General features: G+C 44.0%; 3 protein-coding genes. All 3 read left to right on the top strand.

What is annotated here, in order from left to right:
• Positions 1–6 precede the first annotated feature (6 nt).
• From ACO067_RS14265 to ACO067_RS14275, 3 genes are read left to right on the top strand one after another with little or no spacing between them, the layout of a single operon-like run.
• Positions 7–9939, top strand: a complete 9933-nt coding sequence (locus tag ACO067_RS14265; RefSeq protein WP_421875093.1) for a PKD domain-containing protein — start codon at positions 7–9, stop codon at positions 9937–9939.
• Positions 9936–11078, top strand: coding sequence for a M43 family zinc metalloprotease (locus ACO067_RS14270; RefSeq protein WP_421875095.1), 1143 nt, complete (start codon positions 9936–9938; stop codon positions 11076–11078). Before ACO067_RS14265 ends, ACO067_RS14270 begins: the two co-directional genes overlap by 4 nt.
• Positions 11078–17245 carry a PKD domain-containing protein gene (locus ACO067_RS14275; protein WP_421875097.1) on the top strand — a complete coding sequence of 2056 codons (6168 nt, stop codon included), beginning with the start codon at positions 11078–11080 and terminating at the stop codon, positions 17243–17245. The genes ACO067_RS14270 and ACO067_RS14275 overlap by 1 nt, the downstream gene beginning before the upstream one ends.
• Position 17246: the final 1 nt, after the last annotated feature.

The following is a 17246-nucleotide window of genomic DNA, read 5'->3' on the forward strand; positions in this document are numbered from 1 at the left end:
TAGCGCATGATCAGGAGAGTAGTTTACATAGCGATATTAAGCTGCTTTTTTACCCAGGCAATGGCTCAGACTCTGCTGTATAATAAAAATACGGAGATTAAAGTAGATGCTAATGCAACGCTTTATGTATCAGGCAACTATGTTGATTCCACAGATGCCTCAACATTGATGGTTTTCCTTCAAGGAGAGTTATTGCTCGGGGGGAATTTCAATAATTATGGGACCACAGCCGTAATCGATAGCTCAGCTGTTACATTGGGTACAGTTCACCTCAACTCATCCTCTCAGATAAACGGAGGTTCCGTGTATTTACCGAATTTAAGAGTATCTGGATCTTCCACAACCACTCTAAATACCAACCTCAGAGTCAATGACTATATTGATCTAACCACGGGTTCAATCAATTTGAACGAGCGAACTATTTCATTTAAAAAAGACAGTACAGATCACCTATTAGGTGAAACTGAATCGACAACTTTTACTGGTGAAGGAATATTGGATTTTCCTATTGCTCAGATTGAGACAAGCAATAACTGGGAGAATATGGGCCTTGGTTTTGATTTAGGAAGTGGTTCTTTAGTAGGTACTAAGATTCGGAGGAGATACCGAGATCAATCCTTCACTGTAGCTGGAAGTGACAACACTTCAGCACGTTATTTTGAGTTCAGTTATGATAATAATGCTACAGATTCTGATACTCTGTACACATTGAATTTCCATTATTTTGATAGTGAAATCCCAGCAGCGCTCTCTGGAGAAAACCTGGCCATTTATGCCAGAATAGACTCTTTAGATAATTCATGGGTGAAGATTGGAGATGATATCTCAACAAGTAATGTGGTTAAGGCGGTTGATGTACCGGTTAACACAACTACACCTTATGTATTCACGCTCGGACGAGCTGTTTGTGAAACAATTCCAACTGATCCACCATCCGTAGTGGGAGGAACGATCAATGAAGACTCCATAGACGTTTGTGAGGCTGGCTCTTTGACACTCACGTCTAATGCCTTTTATTCCGAATGGCGGGATGGTACCGGAACAGTACTTAGCGTTGACTGGGGTGCGAGTGCGTCTAATCAATTGTCCATACCGGATATTGAATTAACGAATAATAATGATGAATACATACTTTATGAACGAACACGTGATGGCTGTGAAAATACCCGAAGGTATATCATTAATGTCATTCCATTGCCGATTCCTAGCTTCAGCGTTGCAAACGAGAATCAAATTTGCAAGGGTGATGTAGTTGATTTTACGAATACCACTGATCTGGTTGAGTCGAACATAACAGTAAACTCCTATCAATGGAACTTTGATGATGCTGCCTCAGGATCGGTTAATACTAGCACTTCAGAGAACCCCTCACATCAATTCAATTCTACTAGAGCTTCAGGTTTTGATGTCACTTTAACAGTGACGAATAATTATGGTTGTGTTGACTCTGTTACGAATAATGTGACTATTCAGACACTTCCCCACGCCTCATTTACGGTGGATGCTGAAGTTTGTGAGGGGACAATGATTAGTACAACTAATGCGAGTACATCAACTCTGTATGACGGAGTGACTGATGGTGATTTATCTTACATATGGGTCTTTAATGATTCTTTAGTAGTCAATGATTCTGCGTTTACGACAGATGCTTCTTACACTTATTATGAGTGGGGTAATAGAGATATCTATTTGCTCGCAACTGAAACAAACTCTACCTGTCAAGACGATACCACCATATCCATCTTTGTGAACCCACTTCCTGATCCGAATTTTAATTTTCAGGTAGATGGAGGGGATATTGATGGACTTACAGATGGCGTCTGTGAGGGAACGGTAATTGACATGGATAACCTTTCAATTATACCTAATGGTACGATTACTGATCATGACTGGAGTTTCGGTAATGGTGAATCCTCTATAGAAATTAACCCGAGTTTGAGCTATTCACCTGCAAACACTTATGATGTGCACTTGACATTAACTTCTGATGAATTGTGTGTTGACGACCTAACCAAATCAATTGTCATCCATCCGGTACCCGATGGAGATCAGCTTTATATATTTGGTGAAGATAATATTGATGAGAATTTGGCCTGCTTGAATGAGGATCTCGAATTCCAAAGTAATGTATCAATCTCATCCGGGTCAATTACTTCTTATTCATGGGTTTTTGGGGACGGTGATACATTAACATCTACTCAGCCAAACCAAATTCATGCCTACTCAGAGGCCCTTAATTATGACATTGAGCTCACGGTCACTTCAGACCAGGGTTGTGTCCATACTGTAGAGAATGACTCCATATTTAGGGTGCTCCCTGATCCGGTAGCCAGTTTCACCTATGATCAGGTTTGTGCCGGGGATACCGTTTGGTTTTATGCCCAGGCACCAGACTTCACCGATAATGTACAGTACAACTGGACCTTTGGGTCGACCGGGTCCTCCACACTTCAGAACCCCTACTATGTGACCACTGATGACGTGACTTCTTATCAAGTAAGCCTTTCCGTATCCATTGATAACGGATGTTCAGATGATACCACGGTAACAGTAGACCTTTATCAAATCCCGGACATACAGGTAGATGATTTTGTGATCTCAGTGGATGGCTCGGTTACTTATAATCCAGTTCAACCGGGTGACTTTCCGCAAGCAAGTGAAGGAAGTTTTCTTTGGGCACGAAATGGTGCGACACTATCGACAACACCTGTCTTGACAACCACGGAAACGGGAAATTACAAACTAAGTGTATCTACAAATGATGGCTCCTGCGAGTTGGAGGATAATTTATTGGTATTAATCGTAGAACCTTCCACGATCCCTACAGAATTGCAGGGTTGTGGGTCACTGTCGATTGATGCTACACCGGACGACTACCCGGAATATGGTACGCTAACTTATTCATGGACAAAGGATGGCATCCCTTATGCCACATCAGCAGAGATAACGCCAACTGTCAGTGGAGAGTTCACAGTAGTGGTTACTTATGCTTACGGTGGAGCAAGTGACTCGTATAGTCATACAATCGATGTGGTGGTGGATCAGCCATTAGTATTGGATTTGGGTGATGATCAGGTTATTTGTGAATCCGAGTCGGTCAGGTTAGAAAGCAACATCTCTGTTGATAGTGCATTCTGGACCAATTCTGCAGGAGATACGGTAAGTACAGCTTCTTTTTATGACGCATCAGATGCTGATACCTACAAACTGGTCGTTTATCAGTCTACCTGTACTGCGGATGCGACAGTAAAGGTTACAACAGTTCCTAAACCGGAGGCTGGCTTTCAAGTTTCCAGCAATGAGATTTGTGTTGGCGAGCCGGTTAACTTAAGTTCCATTGTGCAATCCGCACCTGGTGATGCCATTGAGAGTTTTGATTGGTCGTTTGGAGACGGTACTTCTTCAACACTTCAAAACCCATCGAAAAGCTATTCAAGCTCTGGGACCTACACGATTTCATTAACCGTTGCCTCTTCAGAAGGTTGTTCTGATTCTTACAGCGAGGTGGTTACTGTAAATCCCCTTCCATTTGTGAGTTTTTCAGTAACCAGTACCTGTCAGGGGCAAGAAATAGCGCTGATCAATAATACCACCCTGGCTGATGCTTCTGGCCTTACCTATTACTGGGATTTTGGGGATGGAAAAAACGCTACTGATGTCACTCCCTCTCAGACGTACACCAGCCCAGGAGACTATACCATCACTTTAACGGCTACTTCTGGTAACGGATGTTCAGCTTCAAGTAGTCAGGTAGTGACAATTAGTCCTCGTCCTCAAGGCAATTTTCAGTTGAAAAATGATGTGGATGAAGTCATCACGGCAGCCTGTAGTCAACAGGAGGTGTTTTTCGATAACAATACAATAGATCCAAATGGAGATCCCATAAGCTATTCCTGGGACTTTGGGGATGGAAGTACCAGCACGTTGTCTGACCCTTCGCATACCTATAGTGCATCGGGTACCTACACCATAGTTCTTGAGATGACAACAGTGTCCTCCTGTGTGTATATCCAGGAAAGAACACTCACCATCAATCCTTTAGTGGATGTTGATTTTAGCTTTAGCAATGTCTGCGATGGTGAAGAAGTTTCTTTTGTGAATAACAGTACGATTTCATCAGGTTCCAATATTAGCTATTTGTGGGATTTCGGAGATGGAACCTCTTCTAGTCAGGTGAATCCAGATCATACCTATTCCACTTATGGAGAATACTCCGTTAGCCTAACTGCTGAGTCTAATCGTGGATGCGAAACAGTGCTAACACAAAATGTAGATGTCTATAGGAAACCATCTTTTGACCTGGGAGATTACAAAATTTCAGTTACAGGATCAGCATTACTTGACCCTTCTGATGACCCTTCTGCCTATCTGCCTGTAGGTAGCAGTTACGATTGGAGTAAGGGGAGCTCACTGGCTTCAACCCCAACTTATGAAGCCACAACTTCAGGTGTTTATTCAGTGATGGTTGCAAGCCCTGCTCCCCAAAACTGTATTTTCGAGACAGCTATTCCTGTTTACATTCTTGATCCGAATGAGTTTGGAAATGATTTAACCGCATGTGAAGAGTATCTATTGGACGCAGAACCGCTGAATTATCCAGGGCAGTCAGCCACGGTAAGTTATAAATGGTTCAAGGATGGTATAGATATCGATGTTGCCGATTCAGAATATTTGGTTACAGAATCAGGCTCATACGAAGTAGAAGTTACTTTCACTGTTACAGCAATTGCCGGTAACCCTTCACTGTCATATACGGATCAAATTGATCTAACCATACAAGACGCAGCTGAAGCAGTGGATCTTGGAGATACGGTTACCTTATGCCGAAATGGTTCAATCATCCTCAATAGCAATGTGGTTGCGGATAGCTACCAATGGAAGAATCTTTCAACCAACACAGATCTAGGTACTTCAGCTTCACAAGAGATTACAGAAGTTGGCTATTACCAGTTAGCTATTACTTCAGGATCCTGCAATTCAGTGGGTACTGTAGAAGTTATCGAAGCCTCCACTCCTGTGGCAGGATTTATTGCAGAAAACTCCTATTGTGTGAACTCGACGGTTCACTTTGAGGAGGTTTCTTTTTCTGATGATCCTGAGAATGACATCATTGATTATTCATGGGATTTTGGTGATGGCAGTTCGTCATCCATGCCTGATCCTGATAAGCTATTTGCCACCTCAGGAACCTATGAAATCACACTTACTGTAGAAACTGAAAATGGATGCACGGATAGCTTCAGCAAGGAAATAACGATTCAGGATAATCCTCAACCGGACTTTAATACGAGTAACATTTGTCTTGGTGAGGCAGCCACTTTTACTGATGCCTCTACTTTAGTTGGGAATGCTTCCTATACCTGGAATTTTGGTGACGGAGACTATTCCAATGAAAAGGAGCCAACGCATGTCTATAAAGAGTCGGGGACATATGACGTGTCGCTAATGCTTGAAAATTCTTGTGAAGCAACCTTTACCACTCAAATAGAAGTGTACGAAAACCCAACCATTTTTAATTCTGATGTGCTGACAACTTGTGGGCCATCACTTGATCTGGACGCAGGTATGGGAATGACTTCTTATCGATGGTATGATGCCTCCACCAATTCTACACTTGCTACCAGTCAGACTTATACAGCCAGTTCAAATCAGAGTTTAGGAATTGAAGTAGTGACGGGTGCAGGATGCACTTACTCAGAGGAGGTGGATGTTATTTTGAATTCAACAATTAGTGTTGACCTGGGTGCAGATAGAACCATCTGTGATAGCGAGGTGCTAAATCCTGGAGCTTTTCCTGGAGCTTCGTTTGTGTGGTCAACGGGAGCAACGAGCGCTACTCTTGAAGTCACGTCTTCTGGAACCTACTCCGTTGATATCACGGATCAAAATGGTTGCACCACTTCGGATGAAGTAATCATCACTGTTGCTTCAGCTCCTGTTTTGGAGTTGGGAGAAGATCAAACCATTTGTTTTGGAGAAGAATTAATTCTTGATGCTCAAAATTCAGGAGCGCAATATCTGTGGTCTGATGGATCTACTGCTCAAACCATAAGTATTACGGAATCGGGTGAATACGCTGTGGAGGTTACAAGAGGAAATTGCTCTGTGGTGGATACTATTTCTGTAGTGGTACTTGATGAATTATCAGTGGATTTTGATTACTCCGGATCATGCTCTGGTAGTGCTACACTATTTGAGTATACAGGAAGTGAAACGAATATTAGCTACTTGTGGGAGTTTGATGATGGAAGCCAATCGGTACAAGATTCACCGTCCAAATATTTCAATAGTGGCACTCACAATGTGACATTGACAATCACCGGAGAAGATGGGTGTTCGGCTAGCACAACCAAAGTTGTAGAAGTATCCCCAGTAATAGATCCTGATTTTACCATGACCAATGCATGTGCCAATGCAGACTTGCAGTTTACGAATGCTAGCACTTATTTGGGTACAGATGACTTGACCTTCGATTGGAATTTTGGAGATGGTACTACCAGTACAGAGGAAAACCCTACAAATCAATACGCTTCGCCTGGTGAGTATACCGTTCGTTTGCAAGTGACTAATTCATTTGGGTGCTCTTCAGTCATCACGCAATCGGTAGAAGTACTATCTTCTCCATCAGTTACACTCAATGATGTTGCTTCGTGTGATAATACGGTATTCCTGGATGCTGGCAGTGGAGCTACCAGTTACCGATGGTCAGACCTTAGTACCTCCCAGATATTGGAAGTTACGTCAAGTGGGACCTATGCTGTCGAAGTAACTGCCGCTAATGGGTGTGTTGCATCAGATACTGCTGAGGTGATTTTGTACGAATATGATCAACCAAATCTGGGAGAAGACCTGGAGTCCTGTGGCAGTGTATCACTTGACCCTGCAGCCACCGCAGACTCCTATGAGTGGTCAACTGGTGCAACTACTTCTGCTATCACCACATCTATAAGTGGGACTTATTGGGTAAGAACAATTAGTGCAGACTTATGTCAAAGTACTGATACCATTGAGGTAGTAATCAATTCAGAGCCTGCATTCGATTTGGGGAGCAATCTGGAGATCTGTGCGGGAGATACCATTTCATTAGCTCCTGCAACATCCGAATCTGTTGCAAGCTATGATTGGAACAATGGTTCCAGTGCTTCTTCTTTGGAGGTATTTGAAACTGGTACATATTCCGTTACACTTACCACCATTGAAGGTTGTGAATTCACTGATAGCCTGGAAGTAGAGGTCAAGGACTTACCTGCAAGCCCACTAAATGATGCCTACACCACATGTGAAAGTCAAATTCTTGATGCTCAAAACAGTGGTAGTACTTACGTTTGGTCTACAGGGGCATTGTCCTCATCTATCGAAGTGACCAACTCTGGTACTTACTGGGTTCAAATTACCAATGCCGATGGTTGTGCTCTAATAGATAGTACTGAAGTGACCATCACTCCTACACCTTCTCTCGAATTAGGGTTTGACCAAACGATCTGTACGGATGAAACAATCACTTTAGACGCTGAAAACATAGGAGCAAACTACTTATGGTCAACCGGAGCGACAACTCAAACCATAGAGGTGGATCAGTCTGGTGATTATGGGGTGGAAGTGAGCTATGGTGGATGTAGTGTTAGTGATACTATTTCCATCACGGTACTAGAAGAGTTGTCTATTGATTTCAGCTTTTCTGAAGGCTGTGCTGGAACTGCTACCAGTTTAGAGTACACCGGAACATCGACTCCTCAATCCTACCTGTGGAGTTTTGGAGATGGGACTCAATCAGTTGTTGCTTCACCGAATAAGGTATTCGCGTCATCCGGTAATTATGAAGTCACACTCACAGTCACTACTAGTGCTGGTTGTTCTGCTAGCGTTGTAAAATCCATAGTGGTCTCGCCAAGGATTCAGCCTAATTTCGCATTCAATAATGTTTGTCAAAATGCACAGGTTCAGTTTACCAACGGTACTGTATACACCGGCGATGACGAACTGAGCTATGACTGGTACTTTGGAGATGGTCAAACATCGACGGAGCAAACGCCAAGCCATCAATACTCAGAGGCAGGAACCTATGTGGTAAGGCTGGAGGTGTCAAATGATAACTCTTGCTCAGAATTCATCTCCAAAACATTGATAGTTGGTGCTGCTCCGGTTGTTTCAATTGGGGATTCATTGTCAAGTTGTAATTCCTCAATTGTTCTTAATGCTGGTAATACGGGAAGCACCTTTAGATGGTCTGACAACAGCTCACAACAGACCTTTGAAGTAACCCGAAGTGGAACTTATGCTGTGGAGGTAACAGGTTCAAACGGGTGTACTGCCTCGGACACAGTTTTCGTCGAGCTGTATGAGTATGAAACGCCTGATTTGGGTGCGGATGATGAAGTATGTGGTAACCTCGTATTAGAAGCTGGAGCTGCTGCTGATTCCTATCAATGGTCAACAGGTGAGAATACGGCTTCAATTAATGTATCACAAACAGGTACTTACTGGGTACAGACCATCAGCACCGATCTTTGTATCAGTTATGACACCATTGATGTAATTGTCAATCCGTTGCCAGAGTTTGATCTGGGAGCTGATGCTCAGTTGTGTGAGGGTGATACGTTGGTGCTGACAGCCTCCAGTACCGAGGTAGTAACGTCTTATCTTTGGACTGATGGATCAACGGATTCTGACCTGGAAGTCTATGCTTCAGGCACTTATGGTGCCACTTTATACACAGCAGAAGGTTGTACCTATTCCGATGAGATTGAGGTCACATTTGACGAGTTACCTGAATCCCTTTTGGATGAAAGCTATTTGGGTTGTGACCAGCTGACTTTAGAAGTATCTAGTCCTGGTAGCGCAATCAGATGGTCCAATGGCGATATCAGGCCTTATCTGGAGATTACAGAATCAGGTACCTATTGGGTAGAAATTACCACAAGAAATGGCTGCTCATTTAGAGACTCTGCCTTCGTCGAAATCATTAAAATGACTCCACCTGATCTTGGTACAGACATTGAGTTGTGCTACGATGAGGAAGTCACATTAGATGCAGGTGCGTACGAATCGTATGAATGGAACGGGATAGCTGGAGGAAGATATCTGGATGTTGGAGTTTCTGGTGTTTATCAGTTAATCGTGACCAATGAATATGGATGTACACGTACTGATGAGATAGAAGTGACTATACGGGAGCCTCTAGGATTAGACCTGGAGGATGAGCGCATCGTCTGTGAAGGTTCAGAATTTACGATAGATGCAGGAGTTACTGGTGATGGACTGACCTATGAGTGGGGTTCTGATGCAGGAATAACTGGTACAGAACAATTTATTGATGCAGTGGAACCTGGACTTTATTGGGTGACTGTCACAGACGAGTTCGGATGTAGCCACACTGATGCCATCAATATCACAACCACCACACAGAGTATTGAAGGAAGCTTTTTGATGCCGAGTCAGGTTAGTGTGGGTGAGCGAGTCAATTTTGTTCAATTGACAGAACCAGCTCCAGAGTGGTTCTTTTGGGAATTTGGAGATGGCAGAACGAACGACAAAGTGTTCAATCCAACTTATCGTTACATTCAGCCGGGTACTTATGATGTTCGACTCACTGTAAGCAATGGTATCTGTGAGCATATTCTTACCAAGCAGATAGAGGTTAGAGAGGGTCGAACGGCAGATTTAGGCGATGAGAAAATCCAATTCATTGATTTTGAGAAACTAAGCATTTATCCTAACCCCGCTTCAGAATACGTTACCATAGATTTTGATTTAACAACCACTGCCACAGTTAACCTGCAGGTCTATGATTTCAGCGGTATGAAGGTGGCCCATCACCAATTCGATGAAGAACTTGGTTCTTACCAACTGGATATTTCCACTTTGCCATCGGGAACCTACATCGTGTTGATGCAGGCGGGTTCCAGTATTAAAAAACTCAGGTTTGTCAAAATGAAATGATGGATCGCAAGTTACATATCGCCCTTTCCATCATGGCTATACATGGTATTCTTGTAGCAAACGCTCAGGCAAAAATATGTGCCAATAAATCGTTCCGTAATCAACCAATCGAGCGTCTCCAGGTAGCGAACGATGAAAAGTTATACATTCCGATTGTCGTTCATGTTGTCTATCAAAATGACGAGCAAAACATTTCATCAGATCAAATCAAGAGCCAGATTAAGGTTATCAACGATGATTTCAATGCACAGAATGCCAACTATGGCTCGACAGTGGATGAGTTTTCTGAGATAAAGACGAAAGCAGATATTGCGTTTTATCTGAGTAGTCCCATAGGGTTGGACTTAGATGAAATAGGGGTCATCCGTGTATCTACAGGTCATTCCGCATTTGTCAATCAAGACATTCATTATAGCGAACTAGGTGGAAGTGATGCTATAGAGCCGGAAAGTCACCTGAATATTTGGGTGACTGATTTGGGTGGTGAAGTATATGGGTACAGCCAATCCTATCCTGACTACACTATCGGTGAGTCTGGAATAGTCATCGATTACCAATACTTCGGTACGGTAGGGACTGCTCAATCCCCATATGATGGCGGCAGAACATTAACTCATGAAATTGGCCATTTTCTTGGATTAGCCCATCCCTGGGGAGTTGAGGTCTGTGCAGATGGAGATGGTATTTCGGATACACCGGAGCAAGATGGTCCGATTTACCAGTGCGACCTTGAATGGAATTCTTGTGGGACATTGGCAGCCACACAAAATTTTATGAACCTCGCACCAGACGCTTGCATGACATTCTTTACCGCAGGTCAGGTAAGCTACATGCGATCGGTTTTGCTGTCACAGAAAAGTGACCTGGTGCATGAAAGACCGGTGCTAGGTACCAGGCTCACAAAGCAACCAAGAATATACCCGGTACCTGCAAAAGATCACTTCTTTATCAATGGCAGTAAAAGTGAGTATTCACTCAGAATATGGGACTCTAATGGGATAGAAGTGCCATTCCAAACAGAACGATCGATAGGAAATGAGTTTCGGATAATTCCGACAAAGCGTATTGCCGGATTATACATTGTTCAACTTGAACATGATGGTTTGGTATTTAGAGAAAAAATGATTTTGAAAAACTAATGAAGCAATTGGTAAATCGGGTTGGAGTCTTTTTGTTTTCTGCATTGCTAATTATGCTGACGACTACTGTGATTGCACAGCCCAATGTTTCTTTTTCAACCACACCAACATGCGTTGGAGAGGTAGTTTCATTTAGCAATACATCCAGTGCAAATGGATCACCACTTGCTAGTTACTCATGGGATTTTGGAGATGGCGAAGGTTCTTCTGTGCGCAATCCAGTACATACATTTACTACCCCCGGGACGAAAAATGTCACCTTGACGGTCATAGATGACAATGGTGATCGTGCTGAGGTGACTAATTCCGTTACCATTTACCCAAAGGCTTCCACAGCATTCAACATTACGACCACTGATAGGTGTGTAGGAGTTACTCAATCATTTAGTAACACCAGTTCCATTTCCTCGGGGACCTATTCCTCTAGCTGGACTTTTGGGGACGGAGGTAGTTCAACAGCTAATAATCCAAGTTACACTTACTCCACCCCAGGAACGTATACTGTTACATTGACTACTTCTTCGAACAATTCATGTACCGAAACAGCCTCACGACAAATTACCATTTACCCGGAACCGACTGCTGATTTTACCTTTTCCGGAGACGTATGCCTGGGTGAAGCTATTTCGTTTACCAATAACAGTGCTATCGAATCAGGTAACCTTACCTACAGCTGGGATTTTGATGATTTGTCAACGTCCACTGAGATCAACCCTCAGCACACTTTTAGCACTGTTGGAGCTTACGATGTAGCCCTAACAGTCACTTCTGAAGATGGATCGTGTGAAGATGTCGTCACTAAGACGGTGAATGTATATGCGAAACCATCAGTCAATTTCACCTTCTCAGATATTTGTCTGGATGGGACAGCCACGTTCACGAATACGAGTTCTATTACTGCTGGAACCATGACTTATGACTGGAGCTTTGGAGATGGTAACACATCAACAGCGACTAGCCCAACTCACTCTTTCTCCAATCCAGGTAGTTACACAGTACAGCTGACGGCTACTTCAAATAATGGCTGTATAGAGGTCATTAGCAAGGAGATCAATGTGTATCCATTGCCAGAATCAACTTTTGAATCAGTTGCTGAAGTGTGTCTTGGAGATGCCGTTTCTTTTACCTCCAATGCGACAGTTACTTCTGGAAGTTTATCTCATGCTTGGAATTTTGGCGATGGCAATAATTCTACTGCGACCAATCCAAGTCATACCTTTCTTTCCGCAGGATTGTATACGGTGCAGCTGACAGTTCAGTCTGATTTCAACTGTACAGATTCTTATTCCAAACAAATCAGAGTTTTCCCAGTCAGTGCAGGCGGCAGTGTATCAGGAGCCACTACCCGCTGTGCAGATGACAATGCGGCTTACACCTTGACCCTTTCAGGACATACCGGCGATGTGATACGTTGGGAGCGATCACTAACTGGGACAGATCAGTGGATTAGCATTGATGAGACCAGCACGACGTTGACTTACAGCGATCTACAGGAGACGACCTGGTTTCGAGCGGTTGTAAAAAGTGGAGTTTGTGATGAGGAACCCTCTGCCAGTTCACGAATCCAAATCGACGAATTGAGTGAAGGCGGAGAAATAACCGGAAGTGCAGAAGTCTGCAGCGGCACCAATTCTACGGAGTTGGAGGTGACTGGCTATACTGGTACTATCCTGGACTGGGAGCAGTCAAGCAGTGCGAGTGGCCCCTGGACCAGTGTAGGAGTAACCAATACTACCTATACCGCTACGAACCTAACGGCTACTACCTACTACCGTGCAGAAGTGCAAAATGGTGTTTGTGGCTCAGATTATTCGAGCATAGCTACCGTCACTGTGATACCAGAAACGGTAGGCGGCAGTGTATCAGGAGCCACTACCCGCTGTGCAGATGACAATGCGGCCTACACCTTGACCCTTTCAGGACATACCGGCGATGTGATACGTTGGGAGCGATCACTAACTGGGACAGATCAGTGGATTAGCATTGATGAGACCAGCACGACGTTGACTTACAGCGATCTTCAAGAGACGACCTGGTTTCGAGCGGTTGTAAAAAGTGGAGTTTGTGATGAGGAAGCCTCTGCCAGTTCACGAATCCAAATCGACGAATTGAGTGAAGGCGGAGAAATAACTGGAAGTGCAGAAGTCTGCAGCGGCACCAATTCTACGGAGTTGGAGGTGACTGGCTATACTGGTACTATCCTGGACTGGGAGCAGTCAAGTAGTGCGAGTGGCCCCTGGACCAGTGTAGGAGTAACCAATACTACCTATACTGCTACGAACCTAACGGCTACTACTTACTACCGTGCAGAAGTGCAAAATGGTGTTTGTGGCTCAGATTATTCGAGCATAGCTACCGTCACTGTGATACCAGAAACGGTAGGTGGTAGTGTATCAGGGGCTACGACCCGCTGTGCAGATGACAATGCGGCCTACACCTTGACCCTTTCAGGACATACCGGCGATGTGATACGTTGGGAGCGATCACTAACTGGGACAGATCAGTGGATTAGCATTGATGAGACCAGCACGACGTTGACTTACAGCGATCTACAGGAGACGACCTGGTTTCGAGCGGTTGTAAAAAGTGGAGTTTGTGATGAGGAACCCTCTGCCAGTTCACGAATCCAAATCGACGAATTGAGTGAAGGCGGAGAAATAACCGGAAGTGCAGAAGTCTGCAGAGGCACCAATTCTACGGAGTTGGAGGTGACTGGCTATACTGGTACTATCCTGGACTGGGAGCAGTCAAGCAGTGCGAGTGGCCCCTGGACCAGTGTAGGAGTAACCAATACTACCTATACCGCTACGAACCTAACGGCTACTACCTACTACCGTGCAGAAGTGCAAAATGGTGTTTGTGGCTCAGATTATTCGAGCATAGCTACCGTCACTGTGATACCAGAAACGGTAGGCGGCAGTGTATCAGGAGCCACTACCCGCTGTGCAGATGACAATGCGGCCTACACCTTGACCCTTTCAGGACATACCGGCGATGTGATACGTTGGGAGCGATCACTAACTGGGACAGATCAGTGGATTAGCATTGATGAGACCAGCACGACGTTGACTTACAGCGATCTTCAAGAGACGACCTGGTTTCGAGCGGTTGTAAAAAGTGGAGTTTGTGATGAGGAAGCCTCTGCCAGTTCACGAATCCAAATCGACGAATTGAGTGAAGGCGGAGAAATAACTGGAAGTGCAGAAGTCTGCAGCGGCACCAATTCTACGGAGTTGGAGGTGACTGGCTATACTGGTACTATCCTGGACTGGGAGCAGTCAAGTAGTGCGAGTGGCCCCTGGACCAGTGTAGGAGTAACCAATACTACCTATACTGCTACGAACCTAACGGCTACTACTTACTACCGTGCAGAAGTGCAAAATGGTGTTTGTGGCTCAGATTATTCGAGCGTAGCTACCGTCACTGTGATACCAGAAACGGATGCCGGGATATTATCTGGAAATAGCACCCAGTGCCAGGGGGACAATAATGGTCAAATTAGTTTAACTGGTCATGTCGGTAATATCCAGCGATGGGAGTATTCCTTGACTGGAGAACAGCCTTGGACCCCAATCAATAATACTACTTCTACTTTAGATTACGACAATCTAGACCAGTCGACCTGGTATCGTGTAGTTGTAAAAAGTGGAGTTTGTGATGAACAGATCAGCAATGTGGTTGAAATCACTATTGATACACCCACCGAAGCTGGAAGCATCACTGGGATTGAAGAAGTGTGCTCAGATCTTAATTCTGGCACATTAACCCTTGTGGACTACAATGGTGCAATTGTAAAATGGCAACAGTCTGTAGATCAATCCACATGGACGGATATTTCCAATACCACTGCCCAACAATCATTTAATAACCTTACGTCATCAAGATACTATCGGGTTCAGGTCAAAAATGGCGAGTGTACTCTAGAGACCACCCAGGCACACTTGGTCACAGTCTATTCTCTGCCAAATGTTGCATTTACTGCTGCTGAAGTATGTGAAACAGCTCGAACAAATTTTGTCAATACATCTTCGGTCACTTCTGGTTCTGTCGATGGCTTTGAGTGGAATTTTGCAGATGGAGAGTCATCGACCTTGGCTAATCCCACACATATTTATGATTCTTATGGTACCTATGCTGTCAAATTAATTGTGGAATCCACCAAAGGCTGCATTGATTCGCTAACAAGAGATGTGACAGTGAATCCAAATCCAGCTGCTGACTTCAGCCAAGACAATGTTTGCCTTGAGGAGGGCATGGACTTTTCTGACTTGTCCACAGTGGCTTTGGGAAGTATTACCACCTACAGCTGGGACATGGGCGATGGTAATACTCAGTCAGATGCTGATTTTTCTTATGTATATGATGATTATGGCTCATTCGATGTAACACTGGAAGTAGAAACGAACAAGGGGTGTACCAATGAAGTAACCAGGCAAATAGAGATATATCCTCTTCCAAATACATCATTCAGTGGAACTGACGTTTGTTTGGGAGAGTCCACAAGTTTTGCCAATAATTCCTCCATTGTCGACGGATCAATTACCTACACTTGGGATTTTGGAGATGGAAACACTGCTATTGCTATCAACCCTACCCACCAATATGATGCCGCGGGTACTTATAATGTCAATTTGGTTGCTACAAGTGCTAAAGGTTGTGATACAGACACCACAGTCACTGTACAGGTATTTGAACAGCCTACGGCAGATTTTACATTCGAAAATATTTGCCTTAATGAAGTGGCAGCTTTTACCAATACTTCTACGGGATCGGAGCTAAGCTATACCTGGGCATTTGGTGATGGAACGAGTTCCACTGAGCAAAGCCCAACACACTCATACGAAGGCCCTGGCTTGTATCAGGTAGAACTATCTATTGAGAATCCTAATGGATGTAACAGCTTCAAACGTCAGGTGATTCGGGTGTCTCCAATGCCTGTAGTTAGCTTTGAGATGAGGGATGTTTGTTTAGAGGAAACGGTTAACTATTCCAACTACAGCACCATAACTTCTGGCTCTATGACCTATGAATGGTCATTTGGTGATGGTAATGCTTCGACAGTAATGGAACCATCCCATTCGTATCAAAATGATGGTACTTATCTCGTATCACTCACGGCAAGTTCAAATTATGGATGTGTTGTAGAAGAATCGAAGAATGTAACAGTGCATCCTTTGCCTGAACCGGATTTCATGGCAGAATCTGTTTGTGATGGTGCATTGACTTATTTTCAAGACGAAAGCGCAATCAACACGGGGACCATATCAGAATACCTGTGGGATTTTGGGGATCAAACCAATTCGATTTTAGCTAACCCTCAAAAACAGTACCTGAACCCAGGCACTTATGAGGTAACTCTCAGACTTACCTCAGATCAAAACTGCAAAGCTGACACAGCAAAAGAAGTGGTTGTCCATGACTTCCCAATTGCGAATTTCTCTGTTGAGAATGTGTGCTTTGGCTTTGCGATTCAGCCAGAAAACCAATCAGAAATAGCCTCAGGTACCATGACCTATTTATGGGATTTTGGAGATGGCAATACGGCTACATCCAGAAACCCATCTCACCTATATCAAGAGCCTGGCATCTATGAGGTCACGCTCACTGCCACATCTGGCAATAATTGTGCTGATGTCATTACCCGCGAGGTAGAAATGTACCCAATCCCTGAAGTCAGTGCTGGTCAAGATACTTCTGTGAGTAAGGGGTATTCCGTGCAACTGCAGGCCGAAGGTGGTGTGAGGTATAGCTGGTTTCCTCTAGATGGATTGAATAACTCAAATGTCAGCAACCCAATTGCTACACCGCTATCGTCTACGAATTACGAAGTGACCGTTACCAACGAATTTGGTTGCCGAAACAAAGATACGGTGTTTGTAAATGTGATGGAGGACTTCAGATTGGTCGCAAATAATGTATTCACACCAGATGACAATGGTCAGAATGATACCTGGGTCATTCAGAATGTGGAAACCTTCGGAGATGTAAATGTCAGAGTATATGACCGATATGGCGCTCTGGTATACCAGTCAAAAGCCTATCAAAATGATTGGAGTGGAACCTACGGAAATGATATACTGCCTGATGGTACTTATTTCTACGTCATCACATTCTCCGAGTCGGATCAAAAATACAATGGAGCTTTGACCATCATAAGAAACAGATAGC

This window comes from Marinoscillum sp., from assembly GCF_965229915.1.
In the GTDB taxonomy this organism is placed as follows: domain Bacteria; phylum Bacteroidota; class Bacteroidia; order Cytophagales; family Cyclobacteriaceae; genus Marinoscillum.